Origin of the sequence: Slackia sp. CM382 (assembly GCF_000293015.1) — a bacterium.
In the GTDB taxonomy this organism is placed as follows: Bacteria; Actinomycetota; Coriobacteriia; order Coriobacteriales; family Eggerthellaceae; genus Slackia; species Slackia exigua.
The window spans coordinates 141,356-162,241 of the sequence record NZ_ALNO01000018.1 but is presented as its reverse complement, the minus strand read 5'-3'; the positions used below and the strand labels follow the sequence as shown (position 1 = coordinate 162,241).

Annotated in this window: 20 protein-coding genes and 1 tRNA gene; 20 read left to right on the top strand and 1 reads right to left on the bottom strand. The window is 63.8% G+C overall.

Annotated features, from left to right (window positions below):
• The first annotated feature begins 19 nt into the window (after positions 1 to 19).
• The 8 genes from tuf (at position 20) to map (ending at position 4,890) form a co-directional block, all read left to right on the top strand.
• Complete coding sequence (gene tuf / locus HMPREF1155_RS07785) at positions 20 to 1,222, top strand: elongation factor Tu (protein WP_006361813.1); 1,203 nt, start codon at positions 20 to 22, stop codon at positions 1,220 to 1,222.
• A 110-nt stretch (positions 1,223 to 1,332) separates the two neighbouring features.
• Positions 1,333 to 1,482 carry a 50S ribosomal protein L33 gene (gene rpmG / locus HMPREF1155_RS07780; RefSeq protein WP_006361812.1) on the top strand — a complete coding sequence of 50 codons (150 nt, stop codon included), beginning with the start codon at positions 1,333 to 1,335 and terminating at the stop codon, positions 1,480 to 1,482.
• 12 nt (positions 1,483 to 1,494) lie between these two features.
• A tRNA-Trp gene (locus tag HMPREF1155_RS07775) sits at positions 1,495 to 1,570 on the top strand.
• Between the two features lie 98 nt (positions 1,571 to 1,668).
• A complete protein-coding gene (gene secE, locus HMPREF1155_RS07770) occupies positions 1,669 to 2,061 on the top strand; it encodes a preprotein translocase subunit SecE (protein ID WP_009078876.1) in 393 nt (130 codons plus the stop codon).
• Positions 2,062 to 2,066: 5 nt separating this feature from the next.
• The gene (gene nusG, locus HMPREF1155_RS07765) at positions 2,067 to 2,612 is read left to right on the top strand and encodes a transcription termination/antitermination protein NusG (RefSeq protein ID WP_006361810.1); all 546 of its coding nucleotides are present in this window, start codon (positions 2,067 to 2,069) and stop codon (positions 2,610 to 2,612) included.
• Positions 2,613 to 2,731: 119 nt separating this feature from the next.
• Positions 2,732 to 3,217: a 50S ribosomal protein L11 gene (gene rplK, locus HMPREF1155_RS07760; RefSeq protein WP_006361809.1), complete on the top strand. Its 486-nt coding sequence runs from the start codon at positions 2,732 to 2,734 to the stop codon at positions 3,215 to 3,217.
• 76 nt (positions 3,218 to 3,293) lie between these two features.
• Positions 3,294 to 4,004 (top strand): 50S ribosomal protein L1, encoded by a 711-nt coding sequence (rplA, locus tag HMPREF1155_RS07755; protein ID WP_006361808.1) that lies wholly within the window; start codon positions 3,294 to 3,296, stop codon positions 4,002 to 4,004.
• A 106-nt stretch (positions 4,005 to 4,110) separates the two neighbouring features.
• On the top strand, positions 4,111 to 4,890 hold the full coding sequence (map, locus tag HMPREF1155_RS07750; protein ID WP_009079008.1) for a type I methionyl aminopeptidase: 780 nt from the start codon (positions 4,111 to 4,113) through the stop codon (positions 4,888 to 4,890).
• Positions 4,891 to 5,032: 142 nt separating this feature from the next.
• On the opposite strand, the gene murJ is transcribed toward map, so the two are convergent.
• Positions 5,033 to 6,694 (bottom strand): murein biosynthesis integral membrane protein MurJ, encoded by a 1,662-nt coding sequence (gene murJ / locus HMPREF1155_RS07745; RefSeq protein ID WP_009078945.1) that lies wholly within the window; start codon positions 6,692 to 6,694, stop codon positions 5,033 to 5,035.
• An 88-nt stretch (positions 6,695 to 6,782) separates the two neighbouring features.
• Between murJ and HMPREF1155_RS07740 the strand changes: the two genes are divergently transcribed.
• The 12 genes from HMPREF1155_RS07740 to murG all read left to right on the top strand — a co-directional run bounded on the left by HMPREF1155_RS07740 (position 6,783) and on the right by murG (position 20,878).
• A complete protein-coding gene (locus HMPREF1155_RS07740; RefSeq protein WP_006361805.1) occupies positions 6,783 to 7,652 on the top strand; it encodes an NAD(+)/NADH kinase in 870 nt (289 codons plus the stop codon).
• 10 nt (positions 7,653 to 7,662) lie between these two features.
• Complete coding sequence (locus HMPREF1155_RS07735) at positions 7,663 to 9,270, top strand: CTP synthase (protein WP_006361804.1); 1,608 nt, start codon at positions 7,663 to 7,665, stop codon at positions 9,268 to 9,270.
• 19 nt (positions 9,271 to 9,289) lie between these two features.
• Positions 9,290 to 10,237 carry a site-specific tyrosine recombinase gene (locus tag HMPREF1155_RS07730; protein ID WP_202898224.1) on the top strand — a complete coding sequence of 316 codons (948 nt, stop codon included), beginning with the start codon at positions 9,290 to 9,292 and terminating at the stop codon, positions 10,235 to 10,237.
• A gap of 325 nt (positions 10,238 to 10,562) precedes the next feature.
• Complete coding sequence (locus HMPREF1155_RS07725) at positions 10,563 to 10,997, top strand: division/cell wall cluster transcriptional repressor MraZ (protein ID WP_009079117.1); 435 nt, start codon at positions 10,563 to 10,565, stop codon at positions 10,995 to 10,997.
• 18 nt (positions 10,998 to 11,015) lie between these two features.
• A complete protein-coding gene (gene rsmH / locus HMPREF1155_RS07720; protein WP_039993602.1) occupies positions 11,016 to 11,972 on the top strand; it encodes a 16S rRNA (cytosine(1402)-N(4))-methyltransferase RsmH in 957 nt (318 codons plus the stop codon).
• Between the two features lie 43 nt (positions 11,973 to 12,015).
• On the top strand, positions 12,016 to 12,534 hold the full coding sequence (locus tag HMPREF1155_RS07715; protein WP_006361800.1) for a hypothetical protein: 519 nt from the start codon (positions 12,016 to 12,018) through the stop codon (positions 12,532 to 12,534).
• Positions 12,535 to 12,539: 5 nt separating this feature from the next.
• Positions 12,540 to 14,219 (top strand): penicillin-binding protein 2, encoded by a 1,680-nt coding sequence (locus HMPREF1155_RS07710; RefSeq protein ID WP_009078914.1) that lies wholly within the window; start codon positions 12,540 to 12,542, stop codon positions 14,217 to 14,219.
• A gap of 43 nt (positions 14,220 to 14,262) precedes the next feature.
• Complete coding sequence (gene murF, locus HMPREF1155_RS07705; RefSeq protein WP_009078972.1) at positions 14,263 to 15,684, top strand: UDP-N-acetylmuramoyl-tripeptide--D-alanyl-D-alanine ligase; 1,422 nt, start codon at positions 14,263 to 14,265, stop codon at positions 15,682 to 15,684.
• On the top strand, positions 15,684 to 16,727 hold the full coding sequence (mraY, locus tag HMPREF1155_RS07700) for a phospho-N-acetylmuramoyl-pentapeptide-transferase (protein ID WP_009078907.1): 1,044 nt from the start codon (positions 15,684 to 15,686) through the stop codon (positions 16,725 to 16,727). The genes murF and mraY overlap by 1 nt, the downstream gene beginning before the upstream one ends.
• 123 nt (positions 16,728 to 16,850) lie before the next feature.
• Positions 16,851 to 18,314, top strand: coding sequence for a UDP-N-acetylmuramoyl-L-alanine--D-glutamate ligase (gene murD / locus HMPREF1155_RS07695; RefSeq protein ID WP_155999253.1), 1,464 nt, complete (start codon positions 16,851 to 16,853; stop codon positions 18,312 to 18,314).
• Between the two features lie 6 nt (positions 18,315 to 18,320).
• Complete coding sequence (locus HMPREF1155_RS07690) at positions 18,321 to 19,772, top strand: FtsW/RodA/SpoVE family cell cycle protein (RefSeq protein ID WP_238319154.1); 1,452 nt, start codon at positions 18,321 to 18,323, stop codon at positions 19,770 to 19,772.
• Positions 19,769 to 20,878, top strand: coding sequence for an undecaprenyldiphospho-muramoylpentapeptide beta-N-acetylglucosaminyltransferase (gene murG, locus HMPREF1155_RS07685; RefSeq protein WP_009078959.1), 1,110 nt, complete (start codon positions 19,769 to 19,771; stop codon positions 20,876 to 20,878). The genes HMPREF1155_RS07690 and murG overlap by 4 nt, the downstream gene beginning before the upstream one ends.
• Positions 20,879 to 20,886 lie beyond the last annotated feature (8 nt).

Below are 20,886 nucleotides of genomic sequence, written 5' to 3'. Positions count from 1 at the left end.
CGAACCTAGAGGAGGAATAATGGCAAAGGAGAAGTTCGAGCGTACCAAGCCGCACGTTAACATCGGTACCATCGGCCATGTCGACCACGGCAAGACCACCCTGACCGCGGCCATTTCCAAGACGCTGTCCGAGAACGACGGCTCTCACGGCACCGCGCATGCCGACTTCACCGCCTTCGAGATGATCGACAAGGCGCCTGAGGAGCGCGAGCGCGGCATCACCATCTCCATCGCTCACATCGAGTACGAAACCGACTCTCGTCACTATGCTCATGTCGACTGCCCCGGCCACGCCGACTACGTCAAGAACATGATCACGGGTGCCGCCCAGATGGACGGCGCGATCCTGGTCATCGCCGCCACGGACGGCCCGATGGCCCAGACCCGCGAGCACATCCTGCTCGCCCGTCAGGTCGGCGTTCCCTACATCATCGTCTTCCTGAACAAGTGCGATATGGTCGACGACGAAGAGCTCATCGAGCTCGTCGAGATGGAGACCCGCGAGCTGCTCAGCAGCTACGATTTCCCCGGCGATGATCTGCCCATCATCCGCGGCTCCGCGCTCAAGGCCCTTGAGGGCGACAAGGCGTGGCAGGAAAAGATCTGGGAGCTCATGGACGCCGTCGATTCCTATATCCCGACGCCTGAGCGCGATGTCGACAAGCCGTTCCTGATGGCTGTCGAGGACACCATGACCATCACCGGCCGCGGCACCGTCGCCACCGGCCGTGTCGAGCGCGGCACCCTCCACATGAACGATCCTCTGGAGATCGTCGGCATCCGCGAGACCCAGACCACGGTCTGCACCGGCATCGAGATGTTCCGCAAGCTTCTTGACACCGCCGAGGCCGGCGACAACATCGGCTGCCTGATGCGCGGCATCAAGCGCGAGGACATCGTCCGCGGCCAGGTTCTCTGCAAGCCCGGCACGGTTACCCCGCATACCGAGTTCGAAGGCCAGGTCTACATCCTGACCAAGGAAGAGGGCGGCCGTCACACCCCGTTCTTCAACGGCTATCGTCCGCAGTTCTACTTCCGTACCACCGACGTTACCGGCGTCGCCCATCTGCCCGAGGGCACCGAGATGGTCATGCCTGGCGACAACGTCACGCTTCGTGGCGAGCTCATCCACCCGATCGCCATGGAGGAAGGCCTCCGCTTCGCCATCCGCGAAGGCGGCCGCACGGTCGGTTCCGGCCGCGTGACGAAGATCATCAAATAGACGATCTTTCAAAGAGGCGGGGCGTCTCGCTCGCCCCGCCTCTTTTCAGAGGCTGCTCGAAAGCGTGTACGTTTCAAAAGCCTCTATAATTGATTCTTAAAGGAGTATTCATGCGCACGTTGGTCACCTTGGCTTGCACTGAGTGCAAACGCCGCAATTACACGACCAAGAAGAACAAGCAGAATAATCCCGAACGCATCGAGATGATGAAGTACTGCAAGTGGTGCCGCAAGCACACGCTGCATCGCGAAACTCGTTAGGGTATACGATACAGGCCAGTAGCTCCAATGGTAGAGCGGCGGTCTCCAAAACCGCATGTTGTGGGTTCGAGTCCTACCTGGCCTGCCAGCTTGTTCAAGCAGCTTAGATGAGCTGCTTGTTTTGGGTTATGAGAGATTTAGCTCGATATGCATCGATTCCGATTTTACGAGCATGAGGATTAAAGAATGGCGAACAAGTCCAAAACGCAGAAAGCTAAGGCATCGGCCGCCCGCCAGGCCCGCAAGGCCGCACGGGACAACGCGCCCGAAGTCGTCGAGGCTCCTGCCGCCGACCAGGCCGCTCCTTCCAAGCTCAAGGGTCTCTTCATCAAGAGCGAAGAGTCCAAGGAGGAGACTAAGAAGGCCGAGAAGGCTTCTGCAAAGCCCAAGAAACAGCGTTTCAAGTTCCTGAAGGATGTTCGTCTCGAGCTTAAGCGCGTGACGTGGCCCACCCGTCAGGAGGTCATCCGCTGGACCGGCGTCGTGCTCGGCGCCCTGGTCTTCTTCGGCGTATTCGTCGCCGTGCTCGACGCGGTGATCCAGCCCATCGTAGTCGCCATTTCCGGTTTGGGGGCGTAAGGAACATGTCTAAGAAGTGGTACGTCGTCCATACCTATTCCGGCTATGAAAACAAAGTGAAGCAGACCCTTGAGACCCGCATCGAGATGTACGGCCTTGAGGACAGCATCGTTGACATACAGATTCCCACCGAGACCGTGACCGAGATCAAAGAGGGCGGTCGCAGGGTGGAAAGCGAGAAGAAGGTCCTGCCGAGCTACGTGCTCGTCCGCATGGAGATGAACGACCGCAACTGGGCGGTCGTGCGCAACACGCCGGGCGTCACCGGGTTCGTCGGCCCGGAGAGCAGCACGCCGTCGCCCCTGACGCGCGCCGAGTTCAACAAGATCATGCATCGCAACGACGCATCCGCCGGCGTTGCGGTTCCGAAGAAGACCTCGACGTCCCTCGAGGTCGGCCAGACCGTGAAGGTCACGAGCGGCCCTCTCGCCGAATTCGACGGCATCGTCTCCGAGGTCTCTCCGGAAGCGGGCAAAGTCAAGGTCCTCGTGTCCATCTTCGGACGCGAAACTCCCGTGGAACTTTCCTTCGATCAGGTGGCTTCCATCTAGGAAGCCGCCTTTCGGCGTTTATAATGGCTCTTCGCGTTTCGTGCGCCTTAGTGGACAGGGCTTCTCGCGCGATGCGCTGGACGACATAGGTTACGGTACAAGGTAAGGAAAACCAAGCAATGGCTGAAAAGAAAGTCACTGGCTTCGTCAAGCTGCAGATTCCTGCTGGCGCGGCCAATCCGGCTCCTCCGGTCGGCCCGGCACTCGGTGCGCAGGGCGTCAACATCATGCAGTTCTGCCAGGCGTTCAACGCCGCCACGCAGGCTCAGTCCGGTACCATCATCCCGGTCGAGATCACGATCTACGAGGACAAGTCGTTCACGTTCGTGCTCAAGACCCCTCCCGCGGCCGTTCTGATCAAGGAAAAGCTCGGTATCCAGAAAGGCAGCGGCATCCCGCAGCTCAAGACCGTCGGCACGCTCTCGCTCGATCAGCTGCGCGAGATCGCCGAGATCAAGATGCCCGACCTGAATGCGAACGACATCGAAGCCGCCATGGAGGTCGTGGCCGGCACCGCCCGTTCCATGGGCGTGCGCATCGAAGGCCGCGAGATGAAGAAGGTCTATGTGCCTTCCCGCAAGCTCGCCGAAATGCTGAACGCGTAAATTCGTCTTCAACCCCGCCTGGGGTATGTGGAAGGGTTCACATAAGCCCGCCATCACCACGAAAGGATTCTGAACGATGAAACTCACCAAGAGCCAGCGCGCCGCCGCCGAGAAGTTCGACGCCGCCACGCTGTACGCCCCCCTCGAGGCCTTCAAGATCGTCAAGGAGGTTTCTTCCGTCAAGTTCGACGAGACCGTCGAAGCCCACTTCCGTCTCGGCATCGACACCCGTCAGGCCAATCAGCAGCTTCGCGGCATGGTCGCTCTGCCCAACGGCTCCGGCAAGCAGGTCCGCGTGGCCGTGTTCGCCGAAGGCGCGCAGGCCGACGCCGCCCGCGAGGCCGGTGCCGACATCGTCGGTTCCGACGACCTCGTCGCCGACATCCAGGCCGGCACCATCGATTTCGATGCCGCCGTCGCAACGCCGAACATGATGGCCAAGGTCGGCCGTCTCGGCCGCATCCTCGGCCCCCGCGGCCTTATGCCGAACCCGAAGCTCGGCACCGTCACGATGGATGTCGCCACCGCTATCGCCGATCTCAAGGGCGGCAAGGTCGAGTACCGCGCCGACCGCTTCGGCATCGCGCACGTCATCCTCGGCAAGGTCAGCTTCGATGCTGAAAAGCTCGCCGAGAATTACGGCGCCGTCTATGACGAGATCGTCCGCATGAAGCCGTCCGCCGCCAAGGGCCGGTACCTCAAGTCCATCACCGTGAGCTCCACCATGGGCCCTGGCATCAAGATCGATCCTTCGGTCTCGCGCGGCTTCGCCGTTGCTGCCGAATAGCACGCGTAACCTTTCCGTGAAAAGCCCGTCTCGCTCGAGACGGGCTTTTTTCATAGCATGCTTCCGTCGAACGAAGGACGGGCATCGTGAACGAAGGATGTGCATCATGACCATCTATCTGAAGAAGCCCGCGCATATCGAAGCCATGAAGCGTTCGGGCGCGCTTTCCGCACGCGTCCTTCGCGAGGTCGGAGCACTCGTTCGTCCCGGCATATCAACATGGGAGCTCGATCGCTTCGTCGAGGACTTCATCCGCTCCCATGGCGGCACGCCGACGTTCAAAGGATACGGCGGCTTTCCCGCGAGCATCTGCGCTTCCGTGAACGATCAGGTCGTACATGGCATTCCGAGCAAAGACGTCATCTTGAGGGAGGGCGACATCGTCTCCATCGACACGGGCGCGACCGTGGACGGCTGGGCCGGCGACAATGCATGGACATTTCCGGTGGGGAAGGTCTCGCCTGAGGTCGAACGCCTGCTCGAGGTTACGGAGAAGAGCATGTGGGCGGGCATCGACGCGGCGCGGCCCGGCAATCGCATCGGGGATATCGGCCATGCGGTGCAGACCGTGGCCGAGAAGGCCGGCTTCGGCGTCGTGCGCGAGTACGTGGGGCACGGCATCGGACGGGACATGCACGAAGATCCGAACGTGCCGAACTACGGCAGGCCGCATACCGGCCTCGAGCTGCGCGCCGGCATGGTCATCGCCATCGAACCGATGATCACCATGGGAAACCGCCGCGTCCGGCAGATGCGTGACGGATGGCTGGTCTGCACGAGGGACGGCAAGCCGAGCGCTCATTTCGAGAAGACCGTGGCCATCACCGAGGACGGACCGGTCCTCGTGTCCGTCGAAGCGGATCATCGCAGGCCCGTGAACGACTGACGCTTCCGCGGCGCCGTATCTTCCGGGCAGGCTGCCGGTCGATCTCGGATCGCGGGGCGGGAGCGTGCGCGGATCGTGCTTCCGCACATCGGCGTCGAGGCTCGAAGCAACCATCTCGCGTCATTGCGGGACGCGACGCGAATCAAGGACGGGCCAGCCCGATTCTGCAAAGAAGCCGATTGATGAGGCCTGAGAGCATGGCCGATTCAGGCACCTTGAGCGCGAGCGCTCCGCCGAACGTCACCGCGAGCGCCACGATGCCTCCCGCGGCGATGACGACGAGCGCATGGGGAATGGAGCCGTCGAGCGGTGCCACGGTCGACTCGAGGACGCTCATGACGCCGAGCGCAGCCGCCGATCCGAGCGCTCCGAACACGAGCGAACGTGCGGTCGCGCCCAGCATGCTGCGGATGCCGATGCTGCCCATGGTGCTCTTCAGATAGACGAAGCAGGCGATGTCGATAACGACGTACTGGACCGTTTCGGCCAGCGCGATGGCGGCCATGCGCATGATCGGGTCGGCGATGAGCGCGCTCGAGCCGAACAAGAGCGTGAACGCGATGGATGCGACAGCCGAAGCTGCCATGATCGCGGCGTAGACGCCCATGCGCCTCAGGGCGGAAAACGCCTTCTGCAGATAGGTGCTCACGCCGTAGAGCGGCAGCGCGAGCGCGAGGAATGCAAGGTAGCTCGAAATCTGCAGGATGTTCTCGCTCGAGAACGCGCCGATGTGGTACAAGGTGACGAGCGGCGCCGCGAAGACCGCGAGATACATGGCGAAGGGAACCATGAAGAAGATGATCTGAGACGTGCCCGAGACGATGCCGCGTTTGAATCCTTCCAGATCGTCATGCGAGAACATCTCGGCGATCTCCGTGAACATGGCCGTCGTGATGGGGACGGTCAGAAACGAGTAGGGAAGCGTGTACCACAGGCGCGCGTAGGCGATGATGGACGGGCCGTTGTCGAAGGCGTTGTACGAGGCGGCGTTCTTGACCGATACGATGGCGAGCCCCATGACCATCACGATGGTGGCGGGCACGCCGATGGACAGCGTCTCGATGAGCGCGGGGTCCTTGAGATCGATATGCGGGCGGATGCGGATGCCGTTGCGCCTGAGCGCCGGGATCTGGATGGCCATCTGCACGAAGATGCCCAGCGGATTGCCGATGGCGATGATGAGCTTCGCGGCTTCGGGATCGCTCTGCGCGAAAAAGGCGTACAGCACGAACGTCGTCGTCACGATGACGTTGTTGAAGATGGGCGCCGCGCTGCTCCAGAGATAGTCGCGGGATGCGTTCAGAAGGCCGCTTACGATGGAGGACAGGCCGTAGAACAGGATCTGCATCGAGAAGAACCGGAAGAAGAAGATCGCATCGCCCATGGTCGACTGGTCGTTCAGGAAGCTCTGCGTGTAGATGAGCTGAGGCGCCAGGAAGGTGCAGACGAGCGCTACGATGCCGAGGACGACGAACGTGATGCTCAGCAGATTGCTCGCGTAATCGTTGCCGCCCTTCTCCCCGAGGCGTTCTTTGACCGATACGTACACGGGCAGAAACGCGGTCACCAGCATGCCGCCGATGACCATCTCGTAGAGCATCTCCGGCAGGTTGTTGGCCACCTGATAGGAGCTCGCGAGCATCGTCGAACCGAGCGCGAAGGCCATGGCCCATGTGCGCAGGAAGCCCGTGATGCGGGAGATGATGACGAAGAAGCTGATGAGCGCTGCAGCGCCGCCGATGTTGACGGATGCCGCCGAAGGCTCGTCGGAGGGCGCGCCTTCGCGCCGTATGGAATTACGCATGGGGGGCATATCGCGCTTTCCGTATTGGGTATAATGCGAAAGTTATGTGCATGATAGCTTCTGGAGCGTCGCATGGAAACGAGGCGAAATGAACATCCTGATTATCCGCAATAGCGCGAATCCCGATGCCTTCGCCGCGTCCGACGCGCTCTGCCGATACCTGGATTCCCGCGGCATCGCGCATGCCGAGACCGAAAGCCTTCCTCTTTCCATCGAGTCGCTCTCCGAAGAGCGCCGCGCGCTTTCGGTGCCCGCCTTCGACATGGTGGTGTCTCTCGGCGGCGACGGCACGATGCTTCATTCCGCGCGCCTGGTCGGCGAATCCAAGGTTCCGATCCTCGGCATCAACTTCGGCCATCTCGGCTTTCTCGTCGATTCCCCGGCCGACGGGGTCGAGGCCATCGTCGCCGCCGCGATCGCGGGAGACGTCGAGCGCGAGGAGCGCGCGAGCCTGACCATCGAGCTCACGACCGCCGAAGGGGTGCGTCTCGCCCCTCGCTTCGCCCTGAACGAGCTCGCGGTCACGCGTGGAGCTCTCGGACGCGTCATCAGCTTCGATGTAGCGATCTCGGGTACGCATCTCATGGAGCTGCGCGGCGACGGCCTCATCGTGTCGACGGCCACCGGCTCGACCGGCTACGCCCTCTCGGCAGGCGGGCCTCTCGTGGCGCCCGACTTCCGCGGGCTGATCGTGGTGCCTCTCGTCCCGCATACGCTCCAGTCCCGTACGGTCGTGACCGATCCGGACGACGTGGTGCATATCGATCTGACGCGCAACCCGGAAAGCCGCGAGGCGAGCCTTTTCGTCGATGGGGAGCTCATCACGCCCGATGAGCCGATCGAACACGCGACCATCCGCCGCACGCCGACGCCGACGGTGCTCCTTCGCTACAAGCGCGAGAACTTCTATCGCGAAATCGCCGGCACATTCTTCGGCACGAAAGACCAGAGGGGATAGGCAAGGATCCATGGCAAAGCACATCTTCGTGACCGGCGGCGTCGTCTCGTCGCTCGGCAAAGGCATCACGGCCGCATCTCTCGGCCACCTTCTCAAGGCGCGCGGGTATCGCGTGACCATGCAGAAGATGGATCCCTACCTGAATGTCGATCCGGGCACGATGAGCCCGTTCCAGCATGGCGAGGTGTTCGTCACCGACGACGGCCAGGAGACGGATCTCGATCTCGGGCATTACGAGCGCTTCATCGACGAGAGCCTGACCCGCGACTCCAATTTCACCCAGGGTTCCATCTATCAGAGCCTGATCGCCAAGGAACGTCGCGGCGATTTCCTCGGCGGCACGGTTCAGGTCATCCCCCATGTCACGAACGCCATCAAGGAGCGTTTGCGCCGCATTGCCGACCAGTCGGGCGCCGACATCGTCATCTCCGAGATCGGCGGCACGATAGGCGATATCGAAAGTCAGCCGTTCATCGAGGCCGCGCGCCAGTTCAAGAAGGAAATGCCGACGGGAGACGTCGTCTTCGCGCATGTCACGCTCGTGCCCTACATCGCGGCCGCCCACGAGGTGAAGACCAAGCCGACGCAGCACAGCGTCAAGGAGCTCCGCTCGCTCGGCGTCCAGCCCGACTTCATCGTCTGCCGTTCCGATCATGACATTCCAAGCGATGTGCGTGACAAGATCGCTCTGTTCTGCGACGTGGCGCCCACCGATGTGTTCTCATGCATCGATGCATCGAGCATCTATGCGGTTCCTCTCGCGCTGCATGACCAGGAATTCGATGTGCGCGTGCTCGCCCGGCTGGGCCTTGAGGCCCACGCCATCGATCTGACGCCGCTTTCCTTGTTCCTCGAGGCGCAGCGGAGCTGCGAGAAGGACGTCGCCATCGCCGTGGTGGGCAAGTACGTGAGCCTTCCGGATGCCTATCTTTCCATCACGGAGGCGCTCAAGCATGCGGGCGTGGCCGACGGCACCAGGGTCGACGTGCGTTTCGTGGACGCCGAGCAGGTCGATGGCGATTCGGCCGACCGTCTTCTGTCCGATTGCGACGGCATCCTCGTTCCCGGCGGCTTCGGCCACCGCGCGTTCGAGGGAAAGATCGCGGCCATCACGTATGCGCGCGAGCACGGCGTTCCCTTCTTCGGCATCTGCCTAGGCCTGCAGGCTGCGGTCTGCGAATTCGCGCGCAATGTCGCGGGTCTTGCGGGGGCGACGTCGTCCGAGTTCGACACGTCGGCCGCCCATCAGGTCATTTCCATCATGCCCGATCAGCTTGACGTTGTGGACAAGGGCGCGACGATGCGCCTGGGCGCCTATCCGTGCAAGCTCGTCGAAGGCACGCGTGCGCGCGAGGCCTACGGCTCCGAGATCGTCTACGAGCGCCACCGCCATCGCTTCGAGGTGTCGAACGCGTATCGCGACCGCCTGAAGGATGCGGGCCTCGTCATCTCGGGCGTGTCGCCCGACGATCGCCTCGTCGAGATGATCGAGCTGCCCGACCATCCGTGGTTCGTCGCCAGCCAGGCCCATCCGGAGTTCAAGAGCCGTCCGACCCGCCCCCATCCGCTCTTCGCCTCGTTCGTGGCGGCTTCCCTCGCGTACCGCGAGGCTCGCTAGGCCCGACGTGCCGCGCGATGTGAAAAGAAGGACCGTCGACGAAGAGGGGAGCGCTCTGTGCGCCCCCCTTCTTTCGTCAGTGCGCGACTTCCTCTCGTTTCTCTCGATAGAGAAGGGATCGTCGGATCTCACGGTTCGGTCGTACGCCGCCGATCTCGAGGATTACGTCGCCTTTCTCGATTCCGAAGGCGTGCATGCCGCGCGCGACGTGACGCGCGATGCGCTCGCATCTTACGTCGCCGACCTGTCGGGGCGCGGATATGCTGCGGCGAGCATCGAGCGGCATGTCTCGGCCTTGAAGGGGTTCCATGCGTTCCTCGTGCGCGACGGCCTGGTCGCGTCCGATCCCGCGTGTGCGCTTCCTCTGCCCGGCGTTCCCGCCCGACTTCCCGACGTGCTTTCGATCGATCAGGTGAATACGCTGCTCGATCAGGAGTTCCGTGAAGGTCCGCTCGGCGTGCGGAATGCGTGCGCCCTCGAGCTCCTCTACGGCTGCGGCCTGCGCGCAAGCGAGCTTTCCGGTCTCGATGCGGGCGACGTGTTCTTGGACGAGGGAATACTGCGCATCGTCGGCAAGGGATCGCGCGAGCGCATCGTGCCCATCGGAGGCAGCGCGGCGCGCTGCCTCGCATCGTATCTCGAGGATGCCCGGCCTCTCCTGCGTTCGCCGCGACGCCTGACGCCTGCGGTCATGCTCAACGCCCGCGGCGGACGGCTTTCGCGCCAGTCCATCCACTCGATCGTGCGCGAGGCGGGGCACGTCATCGGCATCAAGGATCTGCACCCCCATACCTTGCGCCACTCGTTCGCCACGCATCTGCTCGAAGGAGGCGCCGACCTCCGCGCGATCCAGGAGATGCTCGGGCATTCAGATATTTCCACGACGCAGATCTACACGCATGTCGACCGCACGCACGTGCGCGAGGAATACCTGAGCGCCCACCCTCGCGCCAAGGCCGCGTTCTGATCCCGTCCATCCATCCGCGGCGATCGGCAGACCTGCGTCGGTGACGGCACGCCGTCGCGCCTTCGGGTTCGGCGGCGTGCGCGCCACACATTCTTCATCGCGTGCTCCGCTTCCTCTCACGGACCATATCTAGGTCCTATCTTCCTTCGACCCCCTATATCTTCCCGGGGCTTGGCTCGGCATGTCTTCGCGCAGGTCGGCGTGGACTGAAAAGGGGAAAGCATGACATCAAAGTGGGGGATTTTCTTTGCGATGTGGGAGAAAGTGGGATAGAATGTGACCACTCGATTGGATGCATGCGACAGGGAGAAGGAGGCAGGACCCCATGACCGCTTTGTTCGGCGAATACCGCCACAAAGTCGATGCCAAGGGCCGTCTGACGCTTCCATCGCCGTTTCGCAAGGCATTGACCGAGGAAACCCAGCTCGTCGTGGTCCCCAGCACCAAGAACGAGTTCTTGTCGGTCTACACCGCCGAAGGCTTCGAGGCATGGGTCGACGCCCTGTTCGAAAAGCGCGGCGGCTTCAATCCGAGCGACAGGATGCATGTCCTCGCGCGCACGAAGCTGAATGCCAGCGCCGTGTCGAGCTCCATGGACAGCGTCGGTCGCATCAACCTCGCGTCCAAGCAGCGCGAGCTTGCCGACCTTGACAAGGACGTCGTGCTCATCGGCAACACCGACCACTTCGAAATCTGGGATGCGAAGCGTTGGGACGAGTTCCAGAGCAGCATCGACCTCGATGCGTTGCTCTTCTCATAAGTCCCTGGCGTGAGCGGCATGACAGACGAATACCGGCACACACCGGTCCTGCTCGCCGAGTGCCTCGAAGGACTCGCACTCAAACCACGGCACATCTTCGTGGACGCAACGCTCGGCGGCGCAGGACATTCTTGCGAAGCGGCTGGACGCTTGGGCGCAGACGGCCTCCTGATCGGCATCGATCAGGACGACGCGGCGCTCGCGGCCGCAGGCGAGCGCCTCCGTGCGCTCCCTGAGAAGGAGCGTCCGCGCATCAAGCTTCTCAAAGGCAACTTTGGTGATCTCGACGAGCTGTTGGTACGGGCCCAGGTGCCGGGGATCGATGGGATTCTCTTCGACCTCGGCGTCTCCTCCCCGCAGCTTGACGTCGCCTCCAGGGGGTTCTCCTTCAGGGAGGATGCTCCTCTCGACATGAGAATGGATCCGGGCAGACAAACCCGAAACGCAGCAGAGCTCGTCAACAGCGCAACCGAATCAGAGCTCGCTCGGATCATCTTCGAGAATTCCGACGAGAAATGGGCACGCAGAATCGCGCAATTCATCGTGGCGGCGCGAGAGGATGCTCCTATCGAGACGACAGGACAGCTCGTCGAGATCATCAAAGCGGCGATCCCCGCTTCGGCGCGTCGGCGCGGGGGACATCCGGCGAAACGGACGTTCCAAGCGCTTCGCATCGAAGTCAACTCCGAGCTCGATGCGCTCAAGAGGGGACTCGAGGCAGCGGTCAGGTGGTTGAACCCCCAAGGCCGCATCGCGGTCATCAGCTATCACTCGCTCGAGGACCGCATCGTCAAGAATCTGTTCGCGGACCTGTCTCGGACGTGCATCTGCCCGCCCGACCTGCCGGTCTGCGTATGCGGTGCCGATCCGGTGCTCAAGGTCATGACGCGCAAGCCCCTTCTTCCTGCAGAAGGGGAGATAGAGAACAATCCGCGAGCGCGCAGCGCGAAGCTGCGGATCGCGTGCAGGAAGTAGAAGCGTACGCGGGGCGATGAATCAGGGAAGGAGGGGTTCGAGCATGGGCGAAAGGGAATACGCACGCATGGGCGGCCGGCCGTATGGCCGCGCGGTCTCGTATGCGCGCGGGTATTACACGCACGGCGCCGAGGCCCCGGACTTCGATCGCGCATACCGTCCCCGTGTCGACGTCGTGCCCGGCCGCCGCATGCGGCCCGATATCGTCACGCTCCCCTCGAGCGTCATTGCCTCCGTGGTCATCGTCCTCGTCGCCGCCGCGATCGTCGCGGCGTTCGCCATGGTGCGCGTGACGCTCACCGCGGAAAGCGTCAGCATGTCCATGGAAGCGGATTCCGTCGCCGCGCAGATCGATTCCGCGCGCACGCTCGGCAACGACCTCGAGGTCCAGCAGAGCCGGCTTGCCAACGCGACCATCATCCGTTCGCAGGCATCGCGCCTCGGCATGGCCGCTCCCGCCGCCACGAGCGTCGTGACGCTCGACGACGATGTCGTCTCCACCGATTCCGACGGCAATCTCTCCCTTTCCGGAAGCATCGAAGCCATCGCAGCCCGGGGGTAGCCTCTATGGGCCTGGAATTGCTTTTCGACGACGGCGCGCCGTCCCTGTCGCGCCGAAACTTCGTGCTCGCCGCTTTCGGCGGCATCGCGGCGTTGTGGTCGGGACGCCTTTTGTATCTCCAAGTCGCGAAAGCGGATGAGTATTCCCGGATGGCGGAGGCGTCGCGCACGGTATCCTACGACGTGCCCGCCCGTCGCGGAACGATCTACGACCGCAACGGCAATGTGCTCGCGACGAGCGTCGACGCGACCACCGTCTACGTGAATCCCCGCGAGGTTTCCGATCCCCAAGGCGTCGCTGCGGCGCTCGCCGATGCCTTCGACGGCACGCAGGACGATTATCGCGAGCTTGTGACGCAGGATTCCACCTTCGTCTACGTCAAACGCAAAGCCGACGCCGATGCGGCGAAGGCTTTGCGGAGCCAGGGGCTTTCCGGCGTTCACTTCATCGGAGACACCAAGCGCATCTACCCGTACGGCTCGACGGCCGGCCAGGTCGTCGGTTTCACGAACATCGACGGCGAAGGCGTGTCGGGACTCGAGCTTTTCTACGACGACATCCTGCGCGGAGAGAACGGACGCATGTCCTACGAGATCGGAGCCGACGGCACATCGATTCCCGACGGCAGCAAGGTTGAGAACGAGGCCGTCGACGGCGAGGACATCATCATATCGATAGATATCGATATGCAGGCTTTCGTCGAGGAGAAGCTGCGCGGCCAGGTCAGGAACCAGGGCGGCACCGACGGAAACGCGATTCTGCTCGATTCGTCGAACGGCGAGATCATCGCCGTCGCCTCCACGCCGTACTTCAATCCTTCGGATACCTCGAAGGTGGAGGAGGGCGCGACGTCGGTGAAATCGATCACGAACGCCTTCGAACCCGGGTCGGTGTTCAAGACCGTGTCCGCCACCGCCATCCTCGAAGCGGGCACGATGACGCCCGATACCGTGGTCTACTGCCCGACGAGCATCGCGGCGGACGAGTACCGCGTCTCGGATATGCATGATCGCCCGGAGACCGATATGACGCTGCGTCAGATCATCCAGAATTCCTCCAACGTCGGCATATCGCGCTCCGTGGAGGATTACCTGGGCTTCGACAAGCTGTACGAGAAGATCAAGGCGTACGGCATGACCGAAGCGACGGGAGCGGATTATCCCGGAGAAGCGGCGGGGTACCATACCGCTTCGTCGGAGTGGTCGAAGATCCAGGCGTACAACGTGACGTTCGGGCAGGGCATCACCGTGACCCCCCTGCAGATCGCGCGCTTCTACGGCGCTTTGCGCAACGGCGGCGTCGCCTGCACGCCCCACTTCCTGATCGCGAAACCCCAGACCGACGAAACGCCCGCCTACGCGAGCGCGCGCATCATCGAGAACATCGCCGCGATTCCCGACATGGTGAGCATGCTCAAGACCGTCGTCGAGGAGGGAACCGGCGTCGACGCCGCCATAGACGGCTTCTCGGTCGCGGGCAAGACGGGCACGGCGGAATACGCCGTCGAGGGCGGAGGCTACGAGAAGTACGCCGCGAACAAGGACTTCTGCGGCTTTCTTCCCGACTCCAGCTCGCCTTTGGTGTGCTTCGTGGAGGTCGACCACGTTTACGACGATTCGCCGGCCACGCCGCTGTTCCACGATATAATGTCGTTCGCCATCGACCGGTACCGGGTCGTCGAGTAAACGCAGCGCACGCCCGAAGGCCAGGTCGACCAGTGAGGTGTCAATGGATTTTTCAATCGAAACAGCGGTGAGGAGGATCGGCGCGCGCATCGTCGTCGAGCCTTCGTCCCCGCTTTCGCGCGTCTCTTCGATCACATGGGATTCCCGTGCGGTCGAGCAGGGAGGCGCCTTTCTTGCGCTGAAGGGCGCCCGCGTCGACGGGCACGATTTCGCCGGCGCGGCCCTCGCCGCCGGCGCGGCCCTCGTCATCGTGACGGACGATCTGCCGGAGCAGGCGCTCGCCTTTGCACGCGAGGCGGGCTGCTGCATTGCGCGCGTGCCCGACGCGCAGCAGGCCTTGTCCGCGCTCGCCTCGGCCTGGCGCGAGGAACTATCCGCCCATGTCGTGGGCGTGACGGGGTCGGTGGGCAAGACCACGACGCGCGGACTTGCGGCGCAGGTCCTTTCCGCCCGCTTCAAAACCGAATCCACCAAGGGCAATTTCAACAACGAGCTCGGCCTTCCTCTCACGGTCCTGACCGCACCCAAGGACTGCGAGGCCCTTGTCGTCGAAATGGGCATGGACGGCAGGGGCCAGATCGCCCGCCTTGCCGCCGTCGCACGGCCCGAGCGCGCGATCATCACGAACGTGGGGACCGCGCATCTCGAATACCTCGGCACGCGCGAGAACATCGCCCGCGCAAAGGCCGAGATAGCCGAAGCCCTGCCCGACGGCGAAGGGGTCGCATTCCTCGCGGCGGACGGCGAATTCACCGAGTTCATCATCGAGCACGCGCGCCTGGCCGAACGCGGCATCCGCGTCGTGCGCTTCGGCGGCGAAGGGCACGCATCCGACGTCTATGCGACCGAGGTGGCGTTCGACGCTGAAGGTCGTCCGACGTTCGTGCTGCATGCGCAGGGAGAATCCTGCGCATGCGCGCTTAAGCTGCGCGGTGCGCATAACGTGCAGAACGCCTGCGGCGCAGCTGCGATCGGGCTTTCGTACGGGATGTCCCTTCCCGATGTCTGCCATGCGCTCGCGGGCGCGCAGGCCCAGGCGGGCCGTCAGGCGCTGCTGCGCATGCCGGGAGGCTACCGCCTGCTCGACGACGCTTATAATGCGAGCCCCGAAAGCATGGCGGCGTCGCTTTCGGTCCTGTCCTCGTTTTCGACGTCGGGATCGCGCATCGCGGTGCTCGGCGACATGGGGGAGCTCGGATCCGCTTCCGACGCGGGGCACGACTCCGTGGGGCGTGCGGTCGCAGGGGCAAAGATCGATGCGCTCATCTGCGTCGGCCCGAAATCCCGCCGCATCGCGCACGCAGCGCGCGCGGCCGGGATGGATCCGGCCCGCATCCAAGAGGTCGACGACGCGGATGCCGCCCGTGAGGCGCTTTCGCGCATCGTGCGCGCCGACGACGTCGTGCTGGCGAAGGCCTCTCACTGCATGGGATTGAGCAAGCTTGCCGAAGGAGCTGTCGACTGATGCTCTTCAACCATTTCTCGTCATATCCGACCTTCCAGGTCTTTCTCGGGTTCATCGTGGCCGCGGCGCTCACGATGGTCATCATGCCCGCGTGGATCAAGCTGCTGAAGCGGACCCATGTCGGCCAGCAGGTCCGCGCCGACGGTCCTGAAAGCCACCTGGTGAAGCAGGGCACGCCCACGATGGGCGGCGTCATCATGCTCGTCGCGGTCATCATCACGACGCTGCTCGTCGCCACTCCGTCCCTAGAGCTCGCATCCGCGCTCGTCGCGACGATTCTCATCGGGGCGCTCGGCCTGTTCGACGATGCATCGAAGGTCGTGCACGAACGCTCCCTCGGATTGACGCCCAAAGGCAAGCTCATCGGTCAATTCACGGTGTCCATCCTCTTCACGCTCGTCGTCGTCAACGTATGCCACGTCGCGCCCACGGTGCAGATTCCGTTTCTGCCCGTCATCGACCTCGGCGTTCTGACGACGACGCTGCCCATCGCGGGCGGCATCGACATTCCCTGGCTCTATGCGGTCTTCTGCGCGATCCTTTTGGCCGGCATGAGCAACGCGGTCAACCTGACCGACGGGCTCGACGGCCTGGCGGCGGGCACGGTCATGGTGTCCATGCTCGTCATGGGAGCCATCGCCTACGCATCCGACATCCTGCCCCTCGCGGTGTTCGGCGCCACGATCGCGGGCGCCTGCGTCGGGTTCCTCTGGTTCAACGCCTATCCCGCCGACATCTTCATGGGCGACACCGGGTCCCTCGCGCTCGGCATGGCGCTCGGTTGCATCGCCATGATCACGAAGACCGAGATCGTATCCCTCATCATCGGCGGCCTCTTCGTCGCCGAGGCCCTTTCGGTCGTCATACAGGTGCTGCATTACCGTCGCACGCACACGCGCATCTTCCTGATGGCGCCTTTGCACCACCACTTCGAGAAGAAGGGATGGAGCGAGGTCAAGGTGGTTATCCGTTTCTGGATCATCTCCGCCGTGCTCGCGGGCATCGGATTCTCGATCTTCTTCATCCAACCGTTCGTCTCGTAGCAGGGAGCGAAAGGTGCGTGCATGGCAGGATCATGCGCATCGTCCTCGCGTCGCGAGGCACAGCGGAGACAGGGCATCATCCCGTGCGCGTCGCATGCGAACGGCGCGGATGGGCGAGGAGGTATGAGCATGGACGGCCGATACATCGAAGGACGCAAGGCGGCGCCCGCCGATCTGGGCGACGTCTTGGTGCTCGGCTTCGGCAAGAGCGGACGGGCGGTCTGCACATACTGCCTCGATCGTCTGGGAGGCCGCGTCAAGAGCCTGACGGTCGCCGCGGGCGATCGGGACGACGACGCGATGCCCTTCGCGAACGCCTGCATGGAGCGCGGCGCACGCGTCGTTTTCGACACGTTCACCTTCGATGACCGCTACGACATCTGCATCGCCAGCCCCGGCATATCCCAGTTCTCCCGCTTCTACGAGAATGCGCAGGCCGCATCCTCCGAGATCGTGAGCGAGGTCGAATTCGCGTGGCGCGAAAGCCGCTCCGATTCCCGCTGGGTCGCCATCACGGGCACGAACGGCAAGACCACCACGACGACGCTCACCAAGCTCATCGTCGACGAGGCGGGGCTTTCTGCGGTCGCCGTCGGAAACATCGGCGACACCTGCATCGAGGCCGTCGCGGCCGATGCGGCCGACGTGTTCGTGACCGAGGCGAGCTCGTTCCAGCTCGCGTCCACCGTCCTCTTCGCACCCGATGCCGCCGTGCTTCTGAACATCACGCCCGATCATCTGTACTGGCATATGACCTTCGAGGCGTACGTGGCGGCGAAGAAGCGCGTATACGCCAATCTCGCGACGACGGCAGGCGTGCTCGCCATCGACGCCGTGACCGACGTCTCGCGCGCCTGCGTGAAGGAGCTGGCATCCGATCCCGCGCGCGGCTTCTCGTACGTGCCGCTCGGATGCGCCGCCGGTCTCGGAAGCAGCATGAAGGATGCGTGCGGTTCGGAGAACGCCGCCTTCGTGCATGACGGCATGCTGCGCATCTGCCTCGGCGACGAGGCGATCGATCTCGTGAGCATCGACGAACTCGGTATCAAAGGCGATCACAACGCCTCGAACGCGCTGGCCGCTTCGTGCGCCGCGCTTGCGCTCGGCATCGAGCCCGATACGATCCGTCGAGCCCTGCGCGCCTTCTCTCCTCTCGAGCACCGCATGGAACCCTGCGGCGCCGTCGCCGGCGTCGCATGCGTGAACGATTCCAAGGCGACCAACGTCGATGCGACGTTGAAGGCGTTCGCATCGTTTCGCGGTCCGTCGTCGCTCTTCCTTCTGGGAGGGCATGACAAGGGCACCGACCTCTCGCCGCTCGTCGAGGCGGCTAAGGACGGCTGCAAGGCGGTCGTGTGCTTCGGTGCCGCCGGCCGCCGGTTCTACGATGCGTTCGACGGCTCGGGGGTCAGGCGTGTGCTTGTCGAGCACATGGAAGACGCGTTCGATGCGGCGCTCGGGCTTGCGGTTCCGGGCGATACCGTTGTGCTTTCGCCCGCGTGCTCCTCGTTCGACGAATTCGACTCCTTCGAGCATCGCGGTCGCGTGTTCAAGCAGCTCGTCGCATTCCGCGCGGGACGGGGATAGCGGCATATGGCACGAATGGTCTACGATATCGATCGCGATTCCCGACGCGATGCCGACGCCCGCGGCGTGCCGGCGTCGGTCATGGCGCCGCGTCTCCTGCTCATCGCCGTGGCATTGCTGTTGACGATGCTCGGGCTCGTCATGGTGTTCTCCGCCTCCACGGTCGAATCCATCAGTCAAGGCAAGGGCATCTTCTCGTACGTGGGCAAGCAGGCCTTCTTCGCTATCACGGGCGTCGGCATCGCCGTCGTCCTCGCACGCGTTCCGTATCATGTCTGGCTCGGACGCGCGACCGACGTCGTGTGGGTCGCGGCGCTGCTATCCCTGTTCGCGGTCGCCTTCGCCGGCAAGGTCATCTACGGCGCGAAACGATGGCTCATCATAGGGCCCATCAGCATCCAGCCTTCCGAGTTCGTGAAGATCGCCTACGTCCTGCTCGCCGTGCGCATCATGGTGCAGTGGCGCGACGGGACGCTTCGAGGGAAGGAACTGGCGCTCTCGATCGCCGTCGGCCTGCTTCTGCCCATCCTCATCCTGTATCGCACGCAATCCGACCTCGGCTCCACGATGATCATCGCTGTCGGCATCCTGGCGGTGCTCTGGTTCGGTGAGATTCCCCTGCGCTACTTCCTCGGCGTCGTCGTTCTTATCGTCTGCGCCGGCGTTTTCACGTTGACCGTGGGATATCGCTCGGACCGCATTTCCGTTTGGCTCGACCCGTGGAACGACGGGCAGGGCGGCTACGGCACGGGGTTCCAGATGATCCGCTCGTTCTACGCGTTCTCGTCGGGCGGGCTGTTCGGTCTGGGTTTGGGGAATTCGCATGAGAAGTTCCTCTACCTGCCTGAAGCGGAGACCGACTTCATCTATTCGATCATCGGCGAGGAGCTCGGCTTCATAGGCGCCTTCGCGGTCATCGTACTGTTCCTGGCGTTTCTGTACGCGGGCTTGCGGATCGCCGACGGCGCGCCGGACGAGTTCGGCCGTCTCATGGCGTCGAGCCTCACGGTCATGCTCGTGTTCCAGGCATTTCTGAACATGGCCTGCGCCACGGGCATCCTGCCCACGACGGGAAAGCCGCTTCCGTTCATCTCGTCGGGCGGCTCGTCGCTCTGGTCGTCGTTCATCGTGGTCGGACTGCTGCTTTCGATATCGCACGGTTCGAACGTCCTGACGCCGCACGAACGTCGTCGCAATGACTTCAACGTGGTCGCCGTCGACCGCGGCGCGCGAGGCGGATCGGCGCGCCCGTCGCGCATGACGGGCGGTGCGGCCGACGAGCCCCGTCGTCGTTCGCGGAATGCAAGCGACGCGCCTCGGTCCTCGCGCATGGCGGGCGGCGCGACGCTTGCGTCCCCGCGCAGGACGCCTTCGGATATCGGGCTTGCCGGCGGGCATAGGCCGCGCCGTGCGGGACGCGAAGGCTTTAGGGAATTCGAGGAAGGGAAACGCAGATGAGGATCGTTCTTACAGGCGGCGGCACCGCGGGGCACATCAACCCGGCGCTCGCGCTTGCCGAGCGCCTCGAAGCCGACGGGCACGAGGTCTGCTACGCGGGCACGCCCACAGGCGTCGAAGCGCGCCTCGTGCCGCAGGCGGGCATCGCGTTCTTCCCCTTCGAGGGGGCAGGGTTCGATCGGGAGCGTCCCTGGACGATCGCATCGTCGACCGTGAAGCTCTACGCTTCGAGCCTGAGGGCCCGTTCGTGGATGAAGAAGATGCGGCCCGACGTCGTCGTCTGCTTCGGAGGCTATGTATCCATCCCGGTCGGATTCGCTGCATCGCGCCTCGGCATCCCCGTGGTCGTGCACGAGCAGAACTCGGTCATGGGCATGGCGAACCGATTCCTTGCGAAGCGCGCGCGCAAGGTCGCGCTCACCTATGCCGTGACGGAAAAGGACGTGAGGCCGGGGACGGCGGTCGTGACGGGCAATCCGGTCAGATCGAGCGTGGTCACGTCGACGCGCGCCCAGGGCCGAGAGATGCTCGGCGTGCCCGAGGATGCGACGCTGCTCGTCGTGTTCGGCGGCAGCCTCGGCGCCCAGCACGTCAACGAGGCGGTCTGTCGCCTGAAAGAGCGGCTCCTCGCCGTCGACGGCCTCTTCGTCGTCCACGTCGCGGGCACGGGCAATTATGAGGAGACGGCGTGCGCCTTGGATCTGGACGATGCCGAGAAGGAGCGCTGGAAGCTCTTCGCCTACCAGGACCGCATGCCCGAGGTGCTCGCTGCGGCCGATGCGGTGCTGTCCCGCGCGGGCGCGACGTCCCTGGCCGAGATCGCGGCCATCGGCGTCCCCGCGCTCCTCGTCCCGTTCCCGTACGCCGCGGAGGACCATCAGACCATCAATGCGCGCTCGTATGTGGAAAGCGGCGCGGCGCGCATGATCGCGGATGCGGACATCGATAGCGAGGAATTCGCGGCCCGTCTGCTCGAGCTCGTCTGCGACGAAGGGTTGCGCGCCTCCATGCGCGAGGCGGCGCGCGGGGCGGGTGCGCGGAATGCAGCCGTCGCGCTCGCGAACGTGGTATATTCCGTCGTTGGCGTTTCGGGCGCCGCGTCCTGACGGTCGCG